Below are 17,259 nucleotides of genomic sequence, written 5' to 3' on the forward strand. Positions count from 1 at the left end.
GCCTCACAGTAAGAGCGCAAGCAGGTTCCAAGAGGGATATCAGCATGTACGACATGATCATCAGGGCGGGACGCCTGGGAAACGGGCAGCTCGTCGACATCGCCATCAAGCATGGCAAGATAGCGGCGCTGGGTTCGCTGCCAGAAAGCTCGGAGACGAAGCAAACCCTCACTCTGGGTGGGCAGGTCCATGTGAGCGCCGGCTGGATTGACGGCCACACCCACTGCTACCCCGCCTCCCCCATCTATCACGATGAGCCGGACAAGGTGGGCGTGGAATCCGGCGTCACCACCGTCATCGACGCCGGCAGCACCGGAGCCGACGATGTGGACGACTTCCAGCGTCTCGCCGCCACCTGCAAGACCCGGGTGCATGCCCTGCTCAACATCTCCCGCATCGGTCTGCTGCGTCAGAACGAGCTGGCGGATCCGGCAGACATCGATCCCGCCCTCGCCCAGGCGGCCATCCGGCGCCATCCCGGCTTCATCGTCGGCATCAAGGCGCGCATGAGCGGCAGCGTGGTGGGTGAAAGCGGTCTGCAACCCCTGCGCATGGCCAAGCAGATCCAGCAGGCCAATGGCAACCTGCCACTGATGGTGCACGTGGGCAACACGCCGCCGGATCTGGACGAGATCGTCGCCCTGCTGGGGGAGGGCGATCTGCTGACCCACTGCTTCAACGGCAAGCCCAACCGCATCCTGACCCCTGCGGGTGAACTGCGCCAGGCGGTGCGCGAGGCGATGCGGCGGGGACTCTTGCTCGACATCGGCCATGGCGGTGCCAGCTTCAGCTTCGAGGTGGCAGAGCTGGCCATTGCCCAGGGCATCCTGCCCCACACCATCAGTTCAGACATCTACTGCAAGAACCGCATCAAGGGGCCCGTCTACAGCCTTGCCCACGTGATGTCGAAGTTCTTCGCCATCGGCATGACCCTGGAGCAGGTACTCGCCTGCGTCACTCACCAGGCCGCCGATGCCCTGCGCCTGCCCGGTAAGGGGCGACTCGAGGTGGGCGCCGATGCAGACATCACCCTGTTCGAGGTGAGCTGCGGCCCCACTCTCTTTACCGATACCGAGGCCGGCACCCGCAACGGTGATCGGCAACTGCTCCCTCTCGCCGCCCTGGTGGGCGGCGCACTGGTTCTGACTCACTACGGGAAATCACACCATGCCTTCTGTGTATGAGAAATACCGGCTCAAACCGGTGATCAACGCCTCCGGGCGCATGACCATCCTCGGCGTATCCACCCCCGAGCAGGAGGTGGTCGATGCGGTCAACTTCGGCCTCGGCCACTACTTCGAGGTGAAGGATCTGGTCAACAAGACCGGCGCCTACCTGGCCGATCTGCTGGGCGTTGAAGATGCGGTGGTGGTCTCCTGCGCCAGCGCCGGCATCGCCCAGTCGGTGGCCGCCGTGATAGTGCGCGGCGACCCCTATCGCCTCGAGCAGTTGCATGCTCATGCCCACGACGTGCCGAGCGACATCGTGCTGCCCAAGGGCCACAACGTGAACTTTGGTGCCCCCGTCGGCACCATGGTCAACCTGGGGGGCGGCAGGGTGGTGGAGGCAGGCTACGCCAACGAGTGCACACCCGCCCAGCTGGCCGCCGCCATCCATGCCAATACCGCCGCCATCCTCTACATCAAGTCCCACCACTGCGTGCAGAAGAGCATTCTGTCGGTGACCGAGGCGGCCGAGGTGGCCAAGGCCCACGGGATCCCGCTCATCGTCGATGCAGCGGCCGAAGAGGATCTGCGTCTCTACTACAACCAGGGTGCAGATCTGGTCATCTACAGCGGCGCCAAGGCCATCGAAGGGCCCACCAGCGGCCTGGTGCTCGGCAGGCGTCAGTATGTTGAGTGGGTCAAGCAGCAGGCCAACGGCATCGGCCGTGCCATGAAGGTGGGCAAGGAGGGGATCCTCGGCCTGACCCACGCCATCGAGCGCTACCTGGCCAAAGAGAAGGAGAGCGGCACCGCCATGGTCGCCAAGATGACCCCCTTCATCGAGCGCCTCAACCAGCTGCCCGGCGTCAGCGCCAAGGTGGTGTGGGACAGCGCGGGGCGCGACATCGCCCGCACCGACATCGCCTTCGACCACCAGCAGATCGGCATGACCAGGGTGGAAGTGGTCTCCCGTCTGCAACAGGGTACCCCCGCCATCTACTGCCGCGGCTACAAGGCCAACGAGGGGCATATCGAGATAGACGTGCGCAGCGTCACCCTGCCCCAGCTCGACCAGATCCACTCCGCCATTGCCCACCTCGCTCAGGAGAACAACTGATGTCTCTTACCCCCAATTACTACCGCGATCGGGTCTGCCTCAACGTGCTGGCAGGTTCCAAAGAGAATGCCGTCGACATTTATGAGGCTTCCGAGGGCCACGTCCTGGTCGGTGTGCTCTCCAAGAACTACCCGGACATTCCCTCTGCCGTCGCCGACATGCAGGCCTACGCCAAGCTTATCGACAACGCCCTCTCCATCGGGCTGGGAGCAGGTGATCCGCGCCAGTCCGCCATGGTGGCCGAGCTGGCCCGCCAGTTGCAGCCTCAGCATGTCAATCAGGTGTTCACCGGGGTCGGGGCCAGCCGGGCGCTGCTCGGTCAAGCTGACACCCTCGTCAATGGCCTTGTCTCCCCCACCGGCATCCCCGGCATGGTGAAGATCTCCACTGGCCCCCTCAGCGCACAGCAGGCTGACGGCATCGTCCCCATCGACACCGCCATTGCCCTGCTCAAGGACATGGGCGGCAGCTCGGTCAAGTTCTTCCCCATGGGGGGACTCGCCTGCCGCACCGAGTATCAGGCAGTGGCCGAGGCCTGTGCCCGACACGGCTTCTGGCTGGAGCCCACCGGCGGCATCGATCTTGAGAACTTCGAGGAGATAGTGCGGATCGCGCTGGAGGCAGGAGTCGAGAAGGTGATCCCCCATGTCTACAGCTCCATCATCGACAGCGAGAGCAGCCAGACCCGGCCGGAGGATGTGCGTACCCTCCTCGCCATGGTGAAGGCACTGCTGGCATAGCAACCCCACAGGCACCGGTCCGATCACTGGGCGGTGCCTGGCTTGTTAATGACCCCCTTGTTAACATCGACCCACCATGCGCGACAGGAGTCCTCACCCCCTCATGACCAAGCTGCCCCACCCCAGACTCCAGCAACTGCTCGCCCTGCTTCACGCCGAGCCTCTGCCACAGGAGGAGCTGGCCCGCCGTCTCAATGTTTCCACCCGCACGGTGCGTACCGACGTGGCGACCCTGAACGAGCTCATTGCCACCCGGGGCGCCCACCTGATCCATCAGCGGGGCAGCGGTTACCAGCTCAAGATCTACAATCAGGGACTGTTCGATGCGCTGCTGGTCGCCCAGGGGCAGGAGAGCCCTCTGCCTCGCACCAGCCGCGAGCGGGTGCTGCACCTCCAGGTCTTGCTGCTGACGGCGGAACAGGGGATCAAACTCGACGAGCTGGCGGACACCTGGTATCTCAGCCGGGCGGCTTTGCAAGGGGACATGACGGAGGTGCGGGAGCGGCTCGCCCACTTCGGGCTCACCATCGACAGCAAACCCAGAGTGGGGATGCGCATTGCGGGAAGCGAGATGGCGATCCGCGCCTGCCTCACCCAACTGCTCTGCCAGGAGCTGCTGCACCAGCATCCGCTCCAGAGCCTGTTGCCCACCCTCTGCCCCAGCAAGACGCTGGAGGTAGTGGGCAACCACATTCACGAGCAACTCGGTCGCCATCAGCTGCGCCTGGCCGACGAGAGCCTGCAGCAAGTCACCGTCTACTGTGCCGTCGCCCTGCTTCGCCAGGCGTCTGGCCACGAGTTGCGCCAGTTTGCCAGCGACGACATCACCCCTCCCCTGGCAGTGGTGGCCCGCGACATCTATGCCGAGCTGCCAACCCTGACTTCACCGGGGCAGGAAGAGATCGCCTGTCTCGCCATCCAGATCCAGGCTCGCCTCACTGCAGAGACGCCCCTGCTCAGCCCGGCCATGGCGGCCGAGAGCGAGCAGCTGACTGCGCACCTGCTGGGTTACATCCACCACCACTACCCCTATGACCTGCGCGGCGACCCGCAATTGCGAGCCGACCTGCAGACCCATGTCGGCGCCATGCTGCTGCGGGTCAAATACCAGATTGGCAGCCACAATCCCCTGGCGGACCACATCAAGCAGTATTACCCCCTCGCCTACGACATCACCCTGGCGGCCATCTCTGAGTGGATCAGGCAGACCCCCTACCGGTTGACCCACCACGAGATCGGCTACCTGGTGATCCACATCGGGGTCGGCCTGGAGCGCCACTACGACATCGGTTACACCCGGCGCCCCCAGGCGCTGCTGCTGTGCGATGCGGGCAACGCCACCTTCCGGGTGCTGGAAGCACGCATCCGGCGGGAATACCCCCAACTGCAGCTGACCACGCTGGAGTCGGTGCGGGACTATGAGGGACTGGTACGAGTCGAGCAGGATTTCGTCATCAGCACCCTCAAGGTGAGCGAGAAGAATGCTCCCGTGGTGCAGGTCTCCCCCTTCCCGACCCAGTACCAGCTGGAGCAGCTCGGCAAGCTGGTGCTCGTCGATCGCACCCGTCCCTATCTGCTCGACAAGTATTTCGATGCCGACCACTTCATGGTGCTTGATGAACCCATCAGCCAGGGGGCGCTGTTTGATCGCATCTGCAGCCAGCTTGAGGCGGAGGATCTGGTGCAGAGCGGATTCCGGGGATCCTTGCAGGAGCGGGAGCAGATCGTCTCAACCATGCTGGGGGACGGCATCGCTCTGCCCCACTCCCTCGGCCTCCTGGCGCGCCGCACCCTGGTCTATACCGTGCTGGCCCCCCAGGGGATCGATTGGGGTAACGGCGAGAGCGCTACCCTCATCTTCGTGCTGGCCATCGCCAAGGCGGACTATGAGGAAGCCATGGGACTTTATGATCTGTTTCTGGCACTGATGAACGAAAAAGCCAGCAGAAGTCTGCTGGCTTGTCGGGATTTTGCCGCTTTCAAGGCGCTGGCTCGCAGCGCACCTTGAGCACGCCGAGGCGTATTACTCCTCATTGAAGCCCGAGGTGAACAGCGCCACCACGGCGGCCAGGGCCTCTACCTCTTCGGGGCCCTCCACCTGCACCTCCACCTGTTTGCCCTGGGCGGAGTCCAGCATCAGCAGGCCGATCACGCTGTCCGCGTCGGCCTCGACCCCCTCTTCGTTGCGCAGCAACACGTGGGCATCGAACCCCTGCACCAGCTCGAACAGCATCATGGCCGGTCGCGCGTGAATGCCTAACTTGTTTTTGACTTCTACCGAGGCGGAAACGGTCATCTGAGCATCCTGTGGATCTGTCAGGCGGGGTTTGAACGCTTGTCCAACGTGCGATGGCGGATCTGCACGTTCTTGCCAAGCAACCGGAATGCGCTGGCCAGCCGTTCGGCGATGAACACCGAGCGGTGTTGTCCGCCGGTACAGCCGATCCCGACGGTCACATAGCTGCGATTGTTGCGCTCCAGGTGGGGCAACCAGGTCCCCAGCATATTCTCGATCTGCTGGATGAACAGCATGACATCCGGCTGGCTGGAGAGGTAGTTGGCAACGGGCTCATCCTTGCCGGTGAAGGGCTTGAGCTCCGGGATCCAGTGCGGGTTGGGCAGGAAACGGGCGTCGAACACGAAGTCCGCATCCTTGGGAATACCGTACTTGAAACCGAATGACTCGAACACCAGCACCAGCTCGTTCTCTTTCTTGCCAAGCACCCGGGTTTTGATGAGCTCGCTGAGATCGTGAATGCTGAGGTTGGTGGTGTCGATGCGCAGGTCGGCGGTCGAGGAGAGCGGTGCCAGCAGGTGGGTCTCTTCCCGGATCGCCTCGTCCAGCGAAAGCTTGTTGCGGGACAGAGGGTGCAGACGGCGGCTCTCACCGTAGCGTTTGAGCAGGGTCGCGTTGTCCGCATCGAAGAAGAAGCTCGAAAACTTGACTCGCCCCTCGTTGCGCACCTGGCTCAGCAGGTTCTCCAGCCTGTCTGCCTGGGCAGGCAGGTTGCGCACGTCGATGCTGACAGCCAGCTTGTCATACTGGCTCTCCACCGACACGATCAACTGGGGCAGCAGGTTGACCGGCAGGTTGTCCACGCAGTAGTACCCGAGATCCTCGAGCACCCTCAGGGCCACCGTCTTGCCGGAGCCCGAACGACCGCTTACTACTATTAACTGCATCTTGTCCCCTCACGCCAACGTGGCTGTGTCAGACCCGGCCTCAGGCCGACGTCATGATCTGATAGAGTTCTTCGTCGCTGGTCGCCTGGCGCAGCTGGCGGCAGACGGCCTTGTCACCCAGTTTGGATGCCATCAGGGAAAGAGTCTTGAGGTGCTGCTTGCACTCGCTTTCCGGCACCAGCAATGCAAAGAGCAGGTCAACCGGTTGATTGTCGATAGAATCGAAAGGGATGGGCTCGGAGAAGGTCATCAACACGGCGGTCGGCGCGAAGGCGTCGTCAATCCGGCCGTGGGGGATGGCGATACCGGCTCCGATCCCGGTACTGCCCATCTTTTCTCGCGCCAGCAGGCTTTCAAACAGGACCTGGCGGGAAGCGCCGAGGCGCTCTGCGGCCAGTTCACTGATGATCTCGAGCGCGCGTTTCTTGCTGGTACAAGGGACCGCACTCTTGGTGCAGTCCCGACTCAGTATGTGTTCAAGTTGCATAGTTATTTTTGATTTAACTTATCTTTGTGCTTGATGATCTGCCGATCCAGTTTATCCAGCAGGGTATCAATCGCCGCATACATGTCGGCATGCTGCGAATTGGCGAACACCTCTCCCCCGCTGACATGCAGCTTGGCTTCGGCGATCTGGTTCAGTTTTTCGACGCTCAACACCACGTGTACGTTGTTGATATGGTCAAAGTGACGCTCGAGTTTGGCAAATTTGTTGTTCACATAATCACGCAGAGCTTCGGTAATCTCGACATGGTGTCCGGTCAGGTTAATTTGCATAACGTCTTCCTTTTGTTTGCCTAAACCAGGCGTTTGCGCTGATTGGATGGCGGGATCAACAAGGATTCACGGTACTTTGCGATCGTGCGTCTCGCCACCATAATACCCTGTTCGGCCAGCAAATCCGCGATCTTGCTATCACTAAGCGGCTTGGCGGGGTTTTCCGCCGTCACCAGCTTCTTGATCAGGGCGCGAATAGCGGTCGATGAGCACTCTCCTCCTCCCTCCGTATTGACGTGACTGGAGAAAAAAAACTTCAGTTCAAAAATGCCGCGGGGCGTATGCATGTACTTCTGGGTCGTGACCCGTGAAATGGTCGACTCATGCATCTCCACCGCTTCCGCGATGTCGTTGAGTACCATGGGTTTCATGGCCTCTTCGCCGTACTCGAAAAAGCCCTGCTGCTGCTCGACGATGCAGCTGGCCACCTTGAGCAGGGTGTCGTTACGACTCTCCAGGCTCTTGATGAACCACTTGGCCTCCTGCAAATGAGAACGGATGAACTGGGTATCCGTGCTGCTGCGGGCATTGCGCGCCATGGCCGCATAGGCCTCGTTGACACGGATGCGCGGAGCAGAATCCGGATTGAGTTCAACCACCCACTTGCTGCCCTTCTTGACCACGGACACATCCGGGATCACGTACTGGGATTCACTCTGGATGATGCCGTTGCCGGGTCTGGGCTCCAGTTGCTGGATGAGATCCAGCACCTCCTTGAGATCGCTCTCCTTGAGGCGGGTCTTGCGAGCCAGGGTGCGGTAGTCGCGATTGCCGAGCAGGTCCATGTGTTCGCGGATCACCTCTCTGGCTTCCTCGAGCCAGGGCAGGTCCGGCGAATACTGGCCGAGCTGGATCAGCAGACACTCTTGCACCGAACGGGCGGCGATGCCGACCGGATCGAAATGCTGCACCCGCTTGAGCACGGCTTCGATCTCATCCAGTTCGACTTCTACCTCCTCGCTGCTGACTGCAGCCTGAATATCCTCGAGGGTGGCAGTCAGATACCCGGATTCGTCGATGGCATCGATGATGGCAAGCGCGATGGCAGCATCCACATCACTGAACGGGGTGAGCCGCATCTGCCACAGCAGGTAGTCCTGCAGGTTCTCGGTGGTCTCCCCCTGATAGACGCTGTCTTCCCCGTCATGGATGGGGCCTGCACTCTGAGCTGTACCGGCCGAGTAGACCTCGTCCCAGGTGGTGTCCACCGGCAGTTCATCCGGCATGCTCTCCTGGGCCATGGCATCGCTGGAGTCGAGTTGACTGGCGTCCTGTGTCTCTGCCTGACTGGTTTCCTGCGCCTCGTTCTCCTCTTGCTCCAGCAAAGGGTTGTTGTCGAGCGCTTGCTGAATTTCCTGCTGGAGTTCCAGGGTGGAGAGCTGGAGCAGACGAATCGCTTGTTGTAATTGTGGCGTCATGGTCAGGGACTGACCGAGACGCAACTGTAATGTCGGCTTCATCTACGTCGGGATATCCTTATGTTCAGCGAGGCAGTCACCTAACAAAAATGAGGGGTGCCCCCTTACTATAGACTGAATTGATCGCCCAAATAGACGCGCTTGACCTGCTCATCGGCGAGGATATCGGCCGGCGCGCCCTCGGCAATCATCTTGCCGTGGCTGACGATGTAGGCCTTCTCGCACACATCCAGCGTCTCTCTGACGTTGTGGTCCGTAATCAGCACACCCAACCCGCGCTCTTTCAGATGCTGGATGATCTTTTTGATATCGATGACTGAAATAGGATCAACACCTGCGAAAGGCTCATCGAGCAGAATAAATCTCGGTTCTGCCGCCAGCGCCCGGGCGATTTCCACCCGGCGCCGCTCCCCACCCGAGAGGCTCTGGCCCAGGCTGTCGCGGATATGGGTGATATTGAACTCTTCCAGCAACTGTTCGACCTTATCCTCCCGCTCTTCGCGGCTCAACCCCTTGCGGGTCTGCATGACCCCCATCAAGTTGTCGAACACCGACAGGCGCCGGAAGATGGAGGCCTCCTGAGGCAGATAGCCGATGCCATTGCGGGCACGGATATGCATGGGCTGCAGGCTGATGTCCTGCTCGTCGATGGTGATGAGGCCGGCATCTCGCTGCACCAGGCCCACGATCATGTAGAAGGAGGTCGTCTTGCCCGCACCGTTCGGGCCGAGCAGGCCCACGATCTGGCCCGTTCCCACCTCCAGGCTCACATCGCTGACCACCATGCGGCGCTTGTAGCTCTTTTGCAGACCCGTTGCTTTTAACACTGCCATGGCTGTTGTTTCCTACTTCTTCTGATCGGCGGGTTTGTCAAAGTTCTCCACCTGATCCGGCAGGAACACCGTCTTGACGCGCTGGGTGGGCCCCTTGCTCTCGGCAATCATCTTCTGCTTGACGATGTCGTAGCGAATGAGATCGCCGGTCACCTGGCTGTCTTCCTGCTTGAGCTGGCCATTGCCGGTGATGGTCACCAGCCGGTTCTTAAGCTCGTAGCGGATGCTGTTGCCATGGGCATTAACCGGTTTGCCGTTGTCCAGCACCTGGAAGAAGGTGGCTGGGTTGCCATACGCGGTCATGACCTCGGCGCCCTTGTCGCCGGAGCGGATCACCACCACCTTGTCAGCCTTAATCTTGATGGTGCCCTGGGTGATGATGACATCCTCGCTGAAGGTGATGCGGTTGTCCTGCATCTCGGCCACCTGCTTGACAGCATCCACATAGACCTTCTCGGCAAAGTCGGACTCTTTGGCATTCAGGGAACCGCACAGCAACAGGGCCGTGAGGGCCAGATTAACGTTTTTCATTGAAATAAGTGGCATGGCCTTTATCCAGTAACTCGAAATATTTACGTTCCAGGTGACCCTTGAGGCCAACGCCCTCGGTCTGGAACTCCTGGCCCACAATGCTGATGTGCTGGTTGCTTCTCATCCCCTGCGTCACCAGATCCAGCTCCAGATAGGAGGTATCCAGCGTGGAGATGAAGGAGGCGGGCAGCAGACCGTCCAGATGCACCTTGTCACGGAGGATCACATTGTCATCGGTGTTGAGCACCCCGGTTTCGGCCGTCAGCTTCCATTCGGCCGCGCCCTTGTCATCGAACATGTAGACCACCGGCCTGGTGAAAGTGGCCTGCTCGAGTACCTGGTAGTACTCCGCATATTCGGATTCCAGCCGCTCGGTGCGCTTGCCCTGCTCGTTGAAGCGGGTCGTCACCAACTCTCTGGCGGTGAAGTCCGGTTGAAAATTTTCCGTCTTGGTGGTCGGCTCGGGGACCAGCTCGATCTCCCCCAGCTGCCAGGCCGCCAGCGCAGCCAGAAACAGCAGGCCGAACAGCACAGTCTGTTTGTTCATCGCGACGCCTCGGGTTGATAGTCAGCCAATCCCTGGGCCTGCAAGATCAGGTCGCACACCTCGCGCACGGCCCCGACGCCACCGCCAAGCCGCGTCACCAGGTCCGCCTTCGCCAGCACAAGCGGATGGGCGTCGGCAACGGCGATACCCAGGCCGCAAGCCTGCATCACCGGCAGATCGATGGTGTCATCTCCCATATAGGCGGCTTGCGATGCATCCAGCCCGAGCTTGGTCAGCAAGGCCTCGAAGTGGGGCAGCTTTTGGTCTGCACCCTGCACCAGGTGCTGGACTCCCAGACTCTTCATGCGATCGCTGACGATGCGGGAGTTTCGCCCCGTGATGATGGCAATCTCGATGCCCGCATTGAGCAGGGCACGCATGCCGGCACCGTCACGGGTGCAGAAAGTCTTCAGCTCTTCGCCGTTATTGCCCATATAGATGAAGCCGTTGGAGAGCACCCCATCCACATCGCACACCAGCAGGCGGATCTGCGCCGCCTTCTCGTACTGGCTGCGCGTCACCGGACCATAGAGGGTCGGTACGTCTTGCATCAAATTACTCCGGCTTTCAGCAGGTCATGCATGTTGAAGGCACCCAGCGGGTGTCTCTCCCCATCCACGACCAACAACCCGTTGATTTTCCTGGTTTCCATCAGCTTGACGGCCTCGGCAGCCATCATCTCAGGCCCTACGGTAACACAGTTCACCGTCATGACGCGGCTGATGGGGGTGTGATGAATATCCACCTGCAGGTCCAGAATGCGGCGCAGGTCACCATCGGTGAACAGACCGGCAAGCAGCCCTTGATCGTCCACCACCGCCGTCATGCCGAGCCCCTTGCGGCTCACTTCCAGCAGCGCCTGGCTGATGGTGGCATCTATCCCCACCTTGGGCAACAGCTCGCCGCTGTGCATCAGATCGCCCACTCGCAACAGCAACCGCTTGCCGAGGGACCCGCCCGGGTGCGACAGCGCAAAGTCATCGGCGGTGAAGCCACGGGCCTCCAGCAGGGCCACGGCCAGCGCGTCCCCCATCACCAGGGTGGCGGTAGTGCTGGATGTCGGGGCCAGACCGAGGGGGCAGGCCTCTTTCTCCACCTTGATGCACAGGTGCACGTTGGCCTCTTTCGCCATGGTGGAAGCAGGATTGCCTGTCATGCAGATGAGTGGAATGCCGCGGCGCTTGAGCACCGGCAGCAGGGCCAGGATCTCGTCGCTCTCGCCGGAGTTGGAAATGGCGATGATGAGATCCCCGGCTGAGATCATGCCGAGATCCCCGTGGCTGGCCTCGCCCGGGTGCAGGAAGAAGGCGGGCGTTCCCGTGCTGGCCAGGGTCGCGGCAATCTTGTTGCCGATATGACCCGACTTGCCCATGCCGGTCACCACTATCTTGCCGCCACAGCGCAGCACCATCTCGCAGGCGCGCTCGAACGCCTCGTCAAGGTACTGGTAGAGTCCATCAATGGCTTGTTTTTCTATGTCCAGCACCGCTCGGGCGCTGCGACGGAAATCGAACAATTCAGACACTTTTTCAGGCTTTACAGACATAAAGGCACAGCTCCGGGCCGAAATTTGCTGCGGGATTATAAAAAAGTCTGCCGAGATAAGCGAATCGGATGCGGAATGGGCGGTCATTGACGCAGGTTGTTACATAAAACTGTCGCGTGCTTGGGGGGGAAACCCGCTCAATAGTTGTTCCTCGCTGTTGCTTAGACCTAGACTAGCCCATAAAATTCGCTCTTCATTTATACCGGATGGACAATTGTTTGAACGATGACCTGATCACCATCTCCGACCTGACCTTCAGTCACGGGGATCGGCTGCTGTACGACAGGATCAACCTGACCATTCCCCGTGGCAAGGTCACCGCCGTCATGGGTCCGAGCGGGATCGGCAAGACCACCTTGCTGCGCCTGATCGGGGGCCAGCTCAAGCCTGAGTCCGGTCACATCCTGTTTGACGGGGAAGACGTTCCCACGCTCTCCCGTTCACGCCTGTATGAAGTGCGGAAACGGATGAGCATGCTGTTCCAGAGTGGCGCATTGTTCACCGGCATGACCGTATTCGACAACGTGGCCTTCCCGCTGCGGGAGCACTCCGGCCTGCCGGAAGAGCTGATCCGCACCATCGTCATGATGAAACTGCAGGCTGTCGGTCTGCGCGGGGCGGCCAAGCTGATGCCGTCCGAGCTCTCCGGTGGCATGGCGCGTCGCGCGGCCCTGGCGAGATCCATCGCGCTGGATCCGGATCTCATCATGTATGACGAGCCCTTCGTGGGGCAGGACCCCATCACCATGGCGGTGCTGGTGAAGCTCATCAAGGAGCTCAACGATGCCCTCGGCATCACCTCCGTCATCGTCACCCACGACGTGAAGGAGGTGCTGAGCATCGCCGACTACGCCTACATCATCGCCAACCGCAAGGTAGTGGCACACGGCACACCGGAGCAGCTGCGCGAGGAGCACAATCCCGAAGTCGAGCAGTTCCTCAAGGGATTGCCCGACGGTCCTGTTCCGTTTCATTTTCCGGCAGGCGACCTGCTACAGGATCTGTGATGTTGACAAGTCAGATAAGCAAGCTGGGCCGCAGCGGTGTGCGTTTCATCAACGCCGTCGGCCGGGCAACCATCATGCTGTTTCATGCACTGGCAGGACGACCCCAGCCACGCAAGCACTTCCCGCTGCTGGTGCAGCAACTGTATGTGGTGGGAGTGCAATCCGTCGCCATCATACTGGTGTCCGGCCTCTTCATCGGCATGGTGCTCTCCCTGCAGGGTTACAACGTATTGAAGGATTTCGGCGCAGAGCAGAGCCTGGGGCCTCTGGTTTCCCTCTCCCTGCTCCGTGAGCTGGGTCCTGTGGTCACCGCCCTGCTGTTCGCCGGTCGTGCGGGCTCCGCCCTCACCGCCGAGATCGGCCTGATGAAGGCCACCGAGCAGCTCTCCAGCCTGGAGATGATGGCGGTCGATCCGCTGCGTCGGGTCGTGGCGCCCCGCTTCTGGGCCGGGGTCATCAGCATGCCGCTGCTGGCCTTCATGTTCAGCCTGATCGGCATCTTTGGCGGCAAGCTGGTTGGTGTCGACTGGCTGGGGGTGGACGAAGGCAGTTTCTGGTCCGCCATGCAGGCCTCCGTCGACTGGCAGGACGACATCATGCAGGGCGCCATCAAGAGCCTGATCTTCGCCCTGGTGGTGACCTGGATAGCGCTCTTCAACGGCTATGATGCCAAACCGACCTCGGCCGGGATCAGTCAGGCGACCACCCGTACCGTGGTTCACTCATCCCTGGCCGTGCTCGGTCTGGATTTTATACTCACCGCAGTCATGTTTGGATAAGGGAAAGATGAAGTTCAGCAAAGTAGAATTTCTGGTTGGCGCCTTCATGCTGGCTGGCATCGCGGCCATTCTGGCATTGGCACTGCAAGTGGCGGGATTGAGTTTCAAACCGGAAGGAGAAACCTATACCCTGCGCGCCCATTTCGATAATATCGGCGGCCTGAAAGTACGCTCGCCGGTCAAGGTCGGCGGCGTCGTCGTCGGTCGTGTCAGCGACATCACCCTGGATCCCAAGAGCCAGGTCCCCATCGTTTCCCTGCAGATGCAGAAGAGTGCCGGCGAGTTCTCCGAGACCAGCACCCTCTCCATCCTGACCTCTGGCCTGCTCGGTGAGCAGTACATCGGTCTGGCACCGGGGTTCAGCGATGAGGAGATGGGCACCAGCATGCTCAAGGATGGCGACATGATCGAAGACACCAAGTCCGCCATCGTGCTGGAAGATCTGATTGGCAAGTTCCTCTACAGCCAGTCCTCCCCGGCCAACACACCCGCAACCAAGGAGTAACCATGTTCAAGAAGATCGCCCTGATGCTGGGTCTGATGACCAGCATGCTGTTCTCCCTCGTCGCCCGTGCGGATGTCAACACTTCGGACCCCTATGCCCTCGTGGATCAGGCCGCCCAGCAGACCTTTGCCCGCCTGAAAGCCGATCAGGCCCAGGTGAAGAGCAACCCCGATCACCTGCGCGTCATCATCCGCGAGGAGCTGCTGCCCTACGTGGACAACCGCTTCGCCGCCTACAAGGTGCTCGGCAACCAGATCAAACAGACGACCCCTGCCCAGCGTGACGCCTTTGTGGACGTCTTCACCGAGTACATGGTGAGCTCCTACGCCGACGCCCTGGCACACTTTGACAAGCAGACCGTCAAGGTCCAGCCCGGCAAAGCCGCCGAGAGCAACATCACCGCCGTCAACGTCAGCGTGAAAGAGGCCGGCAAGCCGGACATCTTCCTCGAGTTCAAGCTGCGCAAGAACAACAAGACCGGCGAGTGGAAAGCCTTCGACATGGTTGCCGAAGGGATCAGCCTGCTCTCCGCCAAGCAGAACGAGCTGGGCGGCCTCATTCGCCAGAACGGCATCGATGCGGTGATCGCCCAGCTGCGTGAACACAACGCCAAGCCGCTGGTGATCAAGTCATGATCCTGAGCGGTGACTTGCAGGCCCCGCAGGTCAACGATCTGTGGCAACGCCGCGCCGACTGGTGGCAGGACGATCGGCTCGAACTCGGTGCCGTCACTACCCTGGATTCCGCCGGCCTTGCCCTGCTGGTCAAGTGGGCCAAGGCGGCACTGGCACGGGGTGCCACTCCGACACTGGTGGGTGCCTCCAACGATTTCCATACGCTGGCCAACCTCTACGGGGTGGCCAGCCTCTTTCATTCAACCCCGCTCACAACTGAGGACTCATAATGCAAGTCTCTGAAATTGAAGCGATACTCCTCGAGGCTTTGCCATTGTCCGAAGTCCATGTCAAAGGGGACGGCAGTCACTACCAGGTGATCGCCGTCGGCGACATGTTTGACGGCATGAGCCGGGTCAAGAAACAACAGGCCATCTATGCCCCGCTGATGGACAAGATCGCCACCAACGAGATCCACGCTCTCTCCATCAAGGCCTATACCGACGCCGAGTGGAAACGCGAGCGTAAATTCCAGCTGCCCTCCTGATTTGGTAAAGAAGTAAACCATGGACAAATTCAAGATCACCGGCCCCTGCACCCTCTCCGGTGAAGTGACCATCTCCGGCGCCAAGAATGCCGCCCTACCCATCCTGTTTGCCACCCTGCTGTGTGACGAAGAGGTTCAACTCTCCAACGTACCGCGCCTGAAAGACGTGGGTACCACCCTCAAGCTGCTGGAGATGCTGGGCGCCACCACCAAGGTCAACGGCAACGTGACCGTGCTGACCGGCGCGGTAAACAATCATGTCGCCCCCTACGAGCTGGTGAAGACCATGCGAGCCTCCATCCTGGCCCTGGGCCCGCTGGCAGCCCGCTTCGGTGCAGCAGACGTCTCCCTGCCCGGCGGCTGTGCCATCGGTGCCCGCCCGGTCAACCTGCATGTCCACGGCCTGGAGCTGATGGGCGCGAAGATCGTCATCGAAGAGGGCTACATCAAAGCCCGCGTCGACGGCCGCCTGAAAGGTGCCCACATCCTGATGGACATGGTTTCCGTGACCGGTACCGAGAACCTGATGATGGCCGCCACCCTGGCTGACGGTCGCACCGTGATCGAAAACGCCGCCCGTGAGCCGGAGGTGGTCGATCTGGCCAACTTCCTCAACGCGCTCGGAGCTAACATTCAGGGCGCCGGCACCGATACCCTGACCATCGACGGCGTAGAACGTCTGCACGGTGGCAGCTACAGCGTGCAGCCCGATCGCATCGAGACCGGCACCTTCCTGGTGGGCGCCGCCGTGACCGGTGGCAAGATCACCTGCCGCAACACCGACCCCAGCCTGCTGGAAGCCGTACTGGTCAAACTGGAAGAAGCTGGCGCCCTGATTGAAAAGGGTAACGACTGGATCACCCTCGACATGACAGGTCGCCCCCTGAAACCTGTCACCATCAAGACCGCCCCCTACCCGGCGTTCCCGACCGACATGCAGGCACAGTTCACCGTGCTGAACGCGGTCGCCCAGGGCACCGGCATGGTCACCGAGACCATCTTCGAGAACCGCTTCATGCACGTGCCCGAGCTGGTTCGGATGGGTGCCGACATCGAACTGCAGGGCAATGTGGCCATCTGCCGCGACACCCAGCAGCTCAAGGGTGCCCAGGTGATGGCGACCGATCTGCGCGCCTCCGCCAGCCTGGTGCTGGCCGGCTTCGTGGCCGAAGGGGCCACCATCGTCGATCGTATCTATCACATCGACCGTGGCTACGAAGACATCGAGCACAAGCTGCAAGGCCTGGGTGGTCGCATCGAGCGCGTCAAGGAATAAGTTGGCTTCACCATGAGCCGACCATAAAAAGGCCCCCTCGCCAGGCGAGGGGGCCTTTTTCATGACTCCGAATGGCGGCACCCCCTTCTCCCCTTGCGGGAGAAGGGGCGGAGATGAAGGGAGACAAGCAGACACCCTTTCCCCGAGGGAGAGGGTCAAGGGCTCAGGCGGTCAGCCGCTCCAGCTCGCCGATAAGCCAGATGGCCTCCTGGCGATGGGAGCCGCACACGTCCGCCATGGGGCGAAAGCCGCCGCACACCGCCGGGCGCTCCGGCTGACCGAAGATCTTGCACCCCAGGTGCGCATCGAGCTGCACACAGGGCACACCGGCGGGCTTGCCATCCGGCATGCCGGGAATGGCACTGCTGATGCTGGGGGCGATGCAGCAGGCACCGCATCCCTGACGACATTCCATGTGATTTTTCCTCTGTGGGGCACCGCAGTGTAGCAAGGAGTCCGGTTTCTCCTAAGCCTTATCCCTGCCCGGGCATCCTGGCGCCCTGCAGAGCGCAAAAAGCCCGGCAGTGCCGTAATGCCGATCAGTTAAGGATCCATTGACCGATCCTCAGGCTGTGTAAGAATCCGAAACTCCTTGTTGGGTTTCGGATTTTTTTATGCGTATCGACCAAGCTCTCGACTTCATTCACGCCTGTCCTCCCGGAAAGTTTGAGTC

Annotated in this window: 22 protein-coding genes; 11 read left to right on the plus strand and 11 right to left on the minus strand. The window is 61.0% G+C overall.

Features of this window, described 5'->3' with window-relative positions:
• The first annotated feature begins 44 nt into the window (after positions 1–44).
• The 4 genes from J9892_RS05505 (at position 45) to J9892_RS05520 (ending at position 5,031) form a co-directional block, all read left to right on the plus strand.
• The gene (locus tag J9892_RS05505) at positions 45–1,184 is read left to right on the plus strand and encodes an amidohydrolase/deacetylase family metallohydrolase (RefSeq protein ID WP_201872166.1); all 1,140 of its coding nucleotides are present in this window, start codon (positions 45–47) and stop codon (positions 1,182–1,184) included.
• Entirely contained in the window at positions 1,168–2,283 is a 1,116-nt protein-coding gene (locus tag J9892_RS05510) for a DgaE family pyridoxal phosphate-dependent ammonia lyase (protein WP_201872164.1), read from the plus strand. The genes J9892_RS05505 and J9892_RS05510 overlap by 17 nt, the downstream gene beginning before the upstream one ends.
• Positions 2,283–3,023 (plus strand): KDGP aldolase family protein, encoded by a 741-nt coding sequence (locus J9892_RS05515; RefSeq protein WP_171864964.1) that lies wholly within the window; start codon positions 2,283–2,285, stop codon positions 3,021–3,023. The genes J9892_RS05510 and J9892_RS05515 overlap by 1 nt, the downstream gene beginning before the upstream one ends.
• Positions 3,024–3,126: 103 nt before the next feature.
• Positions 3,127–5,031: an HTH domain-containing protein gene (locus J9892_RS05520; RefSeq protein ID WP_201872162.1), complete on the plus strand. Its 1,905-nt coding sequence runs from the start codon at positions 3,127–3,129 to the stop codon at positions 5,029–5,031.
• 15 nt (positions 5,032–5,046) lie between these two features.
• Here J9892_RS05520 and npr read toward each other — a convergent pair whose 3' ends face one another.
• The 10 genes from npr to J9892_RS05570 form a co-directional block, all read right to left on the minus strand.
• Positions 5,047–5,319 (minus strand): PTS phosphocarrier protein NPr, encoded by a 273-nt coding sequence (gene npr, locus J9892_RS05525; RefSeq protein WP_010675868.1) that lies wholly within the window; start codon positions 5,317–5,319, stop codon positions 5,047–5,049.
• Between the two features lie 20 nt (positions 5,320–5,339).
• Complete coding sequence (gene rapZ, locus J9892_RS05530; protein WP_010675869.1) at positions 5,340–6,206, minus strand: RNase adapter RapZ; 867 nt, start codon at positions 6,204–6,206, stop codon at positions 5,340–5,342.
• A gap of 40 nt (positions 6,207–6,246) precedes the next feature.
• Positions 6,247–6,693, minus strand: a complete 447-nt coding sequence (ptsN, locus tag J9892_RS05535; protein ID WP_010675870.1) for a PTS IIA-like nitrogen regulatory protein PtsN — start codon at positions 6,691–6,693, stop codon at positions 6,247–6,249.
• Positions 6,694–6,695: 2 nt separating this feature from the next.
• The gene (gene hpf / locus J9892_RS05540; protein ID WP_005305957.1) at positions 6,696–6,983 is read right to left on the minus strand and encodes a ribosome hibernation promoting factor; all 288 of its coding nucleotides are present in this window, start codon (positions 6,981–6,983) and stop codon (positions 6,696–6,698) included.
• A 20-nt stretch (positions 6,984–7,003) separates the two neighbouring features.
• Positions 7,004–8,443 (minus strand): RNA polymerase factor sigma-54, encoded by a 1,440-nt coding sequence (locus tag J9892_RS05545; protein WP_113978266.1) that lies wholly within the window; start codon positions 8,441–8,443, stop codon positions 7,004–7,006.
• 65 nt (positions 8,444–8,508) lie between these two features.
• Positions 8,509–9,234, minus strand: a complete 726-nt coding sequence (lptB, locus tag J9892_RS05550; RefSeq protein WP_010675872.1) for an LPS export ABC transporter ATP-binding protein — start codon at positions 9,232–9,234, stop codon at positions 8,509–8,511.
• Positions 9,235–9,246: 12 nt separating this feature from the next.
• Positions 9,247–9,765 (minus strand): lipopolysaccharide transport periplasmic protein LptA, encoded by a 519-nt coding sequence (gene lptA / locus J9892_RS05555; protein WP_010675873.1) that lies wholly within the window; start codon positions 9,763–9,765, stop codon positions 9,247–9,249.
• Positions 9,752–10,312, minus strand: a complete 561-nt coding sequence (gene lptC / locus J9892_RS05560) for an LPS export ABC transporter periplasmic protein LptC (protein WP_069785530.1) — start codon at positions 10,310–10,312, stop codon at positions 9,752–9,754. Before lptC ends, lptA begins: the two co-directional genes overlap by 14 nt.
• Positions 10,309–10,863 (minus strand): 3-deoxy-manno-octulosonate-8-phosphatase KdsC, encoded by a 555-nt coding sequence (gene kdsC / locus J9892_RS05565; RefSeq protein ID WP_041211851.1) that lies wholly within the window; start codon positions 10,861–10,863, stop codon positions 10,309–10,311. Before kdsC ends, lptC begins: the two co-directional genes overlap by 4 nt.
• Positions 10,863–11,858: a KpsF/GutQ family sugar-phosphate isomerase gene (locus J9892_RS05570; protein WP_029314845.1), complete on the minus strand. Its 996-nt coding sequence runs from the start codon at positions 11,856–11,858 to the stop codon at positions 10,863–10,865. Before J9892_RS05570 ends, kdsC begins: the two co-directional genes overlap by 1 nt.
• Positions 11,859–12,064: 206 nt before the next feature.
• Between J9892_RS05570 and mlaF the strand changes: the two genes are divergently transcribed.
• From mlaF to murA, 7 genes are read left to right on the plus strand one after another with little or no spacing between them, the layout of a single operon-like run.
• Positions 12,065–12,865, plus strand: a complete 801-nt coding sequence (mlaF, locus tag J9892_RS05575) for a phospholipid ABC transporter ATP-binding protein MlaF (RefSeq protein WP_029314846.1) — start codon at positions 12,065–12,067, stop codon at positions 12,863–12,865.
• Positions 12,865–13,644 carry a lipid asymmetry maintenance ABC transporter permease subunit MlaE gene (gene mlaE / locus J9892_RS05580; protein ID WP_010675878.1) on the plus strand — a complete coding sequence of 260 codons (780 nt, stop codon included), beginning with the start codon at positions 12,865–12,867 and terminating at the stop codon, positions 13,642–13,644. The genes mlaF and mlaE overlap by 1 nt, the downstream gene beginning before the upstream one ends.
• 7 nt (positions 13,645–13,651) lie before the next feature.
• Positions 13,652–14,149: an outer membrane lipid asymmetry maintenance protein MlaD gene (mlaD, locus tag J9892_RS05585; RefSeq protein WP_010675879.1), complete on the plus strand. Its 498-nt coding sequence runs from the start codon at positions 13,652–13,654 to the stop codon at positions 14,147–14,149.
• Between the two features lie 2 nt (positions 14,150–14,151).
• A complete protein-coding gene (gene mlaC / locus J9892_RS05590; protein ID WP_039040470.1) occupies positions 14,152–14,784 on the plus strand; it encodes a phospholipid-binding protein MlaC in 633 nt (210 codons plus the stop codon).
• Positions 14,781–15,053, plus strand: a complete 273-nt coding sequence (locus tag J9892_RS05595) for an STAS domain-containing protein (protein WP_010675881.1) — start codon at positions 14,781–14,783, stop codon at positions 15,051–15,053. The genes mlaC and J9892_RS05595 overlap by 4 nt, the downstream gene beginning before the upstream one ends.
• Positions 15,053–15,310, plus strand: a complete 258-nt coding sequence (ibaG, locus tag J9892_RS05600) for a BolA family iron metabolism protein IbaG (protein ID WP_010675882.1) — start codon at positions 15,053–15,055, stop codon at positions 15,308–15,310. The genes J9892_RS05595 and ibaG overlap by 1 nt, the downstream gene beginning before the upstream one ends.
• Before the next feature lie 19 nt (positions 15,311–15,329).
• A complete protein-coding gene (gene murA / locus J9892_RS05605; RefSeq protein WP_201997239.1) occupies positions 15,330–16,586 on the plus strand; it encodes a UDP-N-acetylglucosamine 1-carboxyvinyltransferase in 1,257 nt (418 codons plus the stop codon).
• Positions 16,587–16,749: 163 nt separating this feature from the next.
• On the opposite strand, the gene J9892_RS05610 is transcribed toward murA, so the two are convergent.
• The gene (locus tag J9892_RS05610; RefSeq protein ID WP_010675884.1) at positions 16,750–17,001 is read right to left on the minus strand and encodes a YkgJ family cysteine cluster protein; all 252 of its coding nucleotides are present in this window, start codon (positions 16,999–17,001) and stop codon (positions 16,750–16,752) included.
• Between the last annotated feature and the right edge of the window lie 258 nt (positions 17,002–17,259).

It is taken from the genome of Aeromonas sp. Prich7-2 (assembly GCF_017939255.1).
Taxonomy (GTDB): domain Bacteria; phylum Pseudomonadota; class Gammaproteobacteria; order Enterobacterales; family Aeromonadaceae; genus Aeromonas; species Aeromonas caviae.

What these genes read in the sequence shown, in the direction of transcription:
- J9892_RS05515 (WP_171864964.1), top strand. Translation starts at nt 2,283, where the DNA reads ATGTCTCTTACCCCCAATTACTACCGCGATCGGGTCTGCCTCAACGTG.
- npr (WP_010675868.1), bottom strand. Translation starts at nt 5,319, where the DNA reads ATGACCGTTTCCGCCTCGGTAGAAGTCAAAAACAAGTTAGGCATTCAC.
- lptB (WP_010675872.1), bottom strand. Translation starts at nt 9,234, where the DNA reads ATGGCAGTGTTAAAAGCAACGGGTCTGCAAAAGAGCTACAAGCGCCGC.
- rapZ (WP_010675869.1), bottom strand. Translation starts at nt 6,206, where the DNA reads ATGCAGTTAATAGTAGTAAGCGGTCGTTCGGGCTCCGGCAAGACGGTG.
- J9892_RS05545 (WP_113978266.1), bottom strand. Translation starts at nt 8,443, where the DNA reads ATGAAGCCGACATTACAGTTGCGTCTCGGTCAGTCCCTGACCATGACG.
- J9892_RS05595 (WP_010675881.1), top strand. Translation starts at nt 14,781, where the DNA reads ATGATCCTGAGCGGTGACTTGCAGGCCCCGCAGGTCAACGATCTGTGG.
- J9892_RS05505 (WP_201872166.1), top strand. Translation starts at nt 45, where the DNA reads ATGTACGACATGATCATCAGGGCGGGACGCCTGGGAAACGGGCAGCTC.
- J9892_RS05520 (WP_201872162.1), top strand. Translation starts at nt 3,127, where the DNA reads ATGACCAAGCTGCCCCACCCCAGACTCCAGCAACTGCTCGCCCTGCTT.
- J9892_RS05610 (WP_010675884.1), bottom strand. Translation starts at nt 17,001, where the DNA reads ATGGAATGTCGTCAGGGATGCGGTGCCTGCTGCATCGCCCCCAGCATC.
- lptA (WP_010675873.1), bottom strand. Translation starts at nt 9,765, where the DNA reads ATGAAAAACGTTAATCTGGCCCTCACGGCCCTGTTGCTGTGCGGTTCC.
- kdsC (WP_041211851.1), bottom strand. Translation starts at nt 10,863, where the DNA reads ATGCAAGACGTACCGACCCTCTATGGTCCGGTGACGCGCAGCCAGTAC.
- J9892_RS05510 (WP_201872164.1), top strand. Translation starts at nt 1,168, where the DNA reads ATGCCTTCTGTGTATGAGAAATACCGGCTCAAACCGGTGATCAACGCC.
- mlaC (WP_039040470.1), top strand. Translation starts at nt 14,152, where the DNA reads ATGTTCAAGAAGATCGCCCTGATGCTGGGTCTGATGACCAGCATGCTG.
- ibaG (WP_010675882.1), top strand. Translation starts at nt 15,053, where the DNA reads ATGCAAGTCTCTGAAATTGAAGCGATACTCCTCGAGGCTTTGCCATTG.
- ptsN (WP_010675870.1), bottom strand. Translation starts at nt 6,693, where the DNA reads ATGCAACTTGAACACATACTGAGTCGGGACTGCACCAAGAGTGCGGTC.
- hpf (WP_005305957.1), bottom strand. Translation starts at nt 6,983, where the DNA reads ATGCAAATTAACCTGACCGGACACCATGTCGAGATTACCGAAGCTCTG.
- mlaD (WP_010675879.1), top strand. Translation starts at nt 13,652, where the DNA reads ATGAAGTTCAGCAAAGTAGAATTTCTGGTTGGCGCCTTCATGCTGGCT.
- J9892_RS05570 (WP_029314845.1), bottom strand. Translation starts at nt 11,858, where the DNA reads ATGTCTGTAAAGCCTGAAAAAGTGTCTGAATTGTTCGATTTCCGTCGC.
- lptC (WP_069785530.1), bottom strand. Translation starts at nt 10,312, where the DNA reads ATGAACAAACAGACTGTGCTGTTCGGCCTGCTGTTTCTGGCTGCGCTG.
- mlaF (WP_029314846.1), top strand. Translation starts at nt 12,065, where the DNA reads ATGGACAATTGTTTGAACGATGACCTGATCACCATCTCCGACCTGACC.
- murA (WP_201997239.1), top strand. Translation starts at nt 15,330, where the DNA reads ATGGACAAATTCAAGATCACCGGCCCCTGCACCCTCTCCGGTGAAGTG.
- mlaE (WP_010675878.1), top strand. Translation starts at nt 12,865, where the DNA reads ATGTTGACAAGTCAGATAAGCAAGCTGGGCCGCAGCGGTGTGCGTTTC.